This window comes from Enterococcus spodopteracolus, assembly GCF_030441955.1.
Lineage (GTDB): Bacteria > Bacillota > Bacilli > Lactobacillales > Enterococcaceae > Enterococcus_B > Enterococcus_B spodopteracolus.
In genome coordinates this window covers 1-1,680 of the sequence record NZ_JARJHD010000039.1, presented here as the reverse complement: position 1 = coordinate 1,680, position 1,680 = coordinate 1, and the positions used below count along the sequence as shown (strand labels likewise).

Sequence of the window (1,680 nt, the reverse complement as noted above, 5' to 3'; positions counted from 1 at the left end):
CCACGGGCCACGGCTTCTGACTCTCTTTCCGGTACTGATGTGATGGCTGCTATGGGGATGGCGCAATCACAAGCCGGATTCGGTATGGCTGCATTCTGCGGTAAGCACGAACTCAGCCAGAACGACAAACAAAAGGCTATCAACTATCTGATGCAATTTGCACACAAGGTATCGGGGAAATACCGTGGTGTGGCAAAGCTTGAAGGAAATACTAAGGCAAAGGTACTGCAAGTGCTCGCAACATTCGCTTATGCGGATTATTGCCGTAGTGCCGCGACGCCGGGGGCAAGATGCAGAGATTGCCATGGTACAGGCCGTGCGGTTGATATTGCCAAAACAGAGCTGTGGGGGAGAGTTGTCGAGAAAGAGTGCGGAAGATGCAAAGGCGTCGGCTATTCAAGGATGCCAGCAAGCGCAGCATATCGCGCTGTGACGATGCTAATCCCAAACCTTACCCAACCCACCTGGTCACGCACTGTTAAGCCGCTGTATGACGCTCTGGTGGTGCAATGCCACAAAGAAGAGTCAATCGCAGACAACATTTTGAATGCGGTCACACGTTAGCAGCATGATTGCCACGGATGGCAACATATTAACGGCATGATATTGACTTATTGAATAAAATTGGGTAAATTTGACTCAACGATGGGTTAATTCGCTCGTTGTGGTAGTGAGATGAAAAGAGGCGGCGCTTACTACCGATTCCGCCTAGTTGGTCACTTCGACGTATCGTCTGGAACTCCAACCATCGCAGGCAGAGAGGTCTGCAAAATGCAATCCCGAAACAGTTCGCAGGTAATAGTTAGAGCCTGCATAACGGTTTCGGGATTTTTTATATCTGCACAACAGGTAAGAGCATTGAGTCGATAATCGTGAAGAGTCGGCGAGCCTGGTTAGCCAGTGCTCTTTCCGTTGTGCTGAATTAAGCGAATACCGGAAGCAGAACCGGATCACCAAATGCGTACAGGCGTCATCGCCGCCCAGCAACAGCACAACCCAAACTGAGCCGTAGCCACTGTCTGTCCTGAATTCATTAGTAATAGTTACGCTGCGGCCTTTTACACATGACCTTCGTGAAAGCGGGTGGCAGGAGGTCGCGCTAACAACCTCCTGCCGTTTTGCCCGTGCATATCGGTCACGAACAAATCTGATTACTAAACACAGTAGCCTGGATTTGTTCTATCAGTAATCGACCTTATTCCTAATTAAATAGAGCAAATCCCCTTATTGGGGGTAAGACATGAAGATGCCAGAAAAACATGACCTGTTGGCCGCCATTCTCGCGGCAAAGGAACAAGGCATCGGGGCAATCCTTGCGTTTGCAATGGCGTACCTTCGCGGCAGATATAATGGCGGTGCGTTTACAAAAACAGTAATCGACGCAACGATGTGCGCCATTATCGCCTAGTTCATTCGTGACCTTCTCGACTTCGCCGGACTAAGTAGCAATCTCGCTTATATAACGAGCGTGTTTATCGGCTACATCGGTACTGACTCGATTGGTTCGCTTATCAAACGCTTCGCTGCTAAAAAAGCCGGAGTAGAAGATGGTAGAAATCAATAATCAACGTAAGGCGTTCCTCGATATGCTGGCGTGGTCGGAGGGAACTGATAACGGACGTCAGAAAACCAGAAATCATGGTTATGACGTCATTGTAGGCGGAGAGCTATTTACTGATT

General features: G+C 49.0%; 2 protein-coding genes and 1 pseudogene. All 3 read left to right on the top strand.

The annotated features are described in order from the left end of the window. On the top strand, window positions 1-564 hold a 564-nt coding region (locus P3R27_RS14260), incomplete at its 5' end, for an antitermination protein (protein ID WP_301399119.1). Window positions 565-1,240: 676 nt separating this feature from the next. Further along, window positions 1,241-1,564: pseudogene (locus P3R27_RS14255) on the top strand (phage holin, lambda family). Further along, window positions 1,548-1,680 (top strand): hypothetical protein (locus P3R27_RS15475; protein WP_498371329.1); only part of this gene is annotated, 133 nt, incomplete at its 3' end. The pseudogene P3R27_RS14255 and the gene P3R27_RS15475, both read left to right, overlap by 17 nt.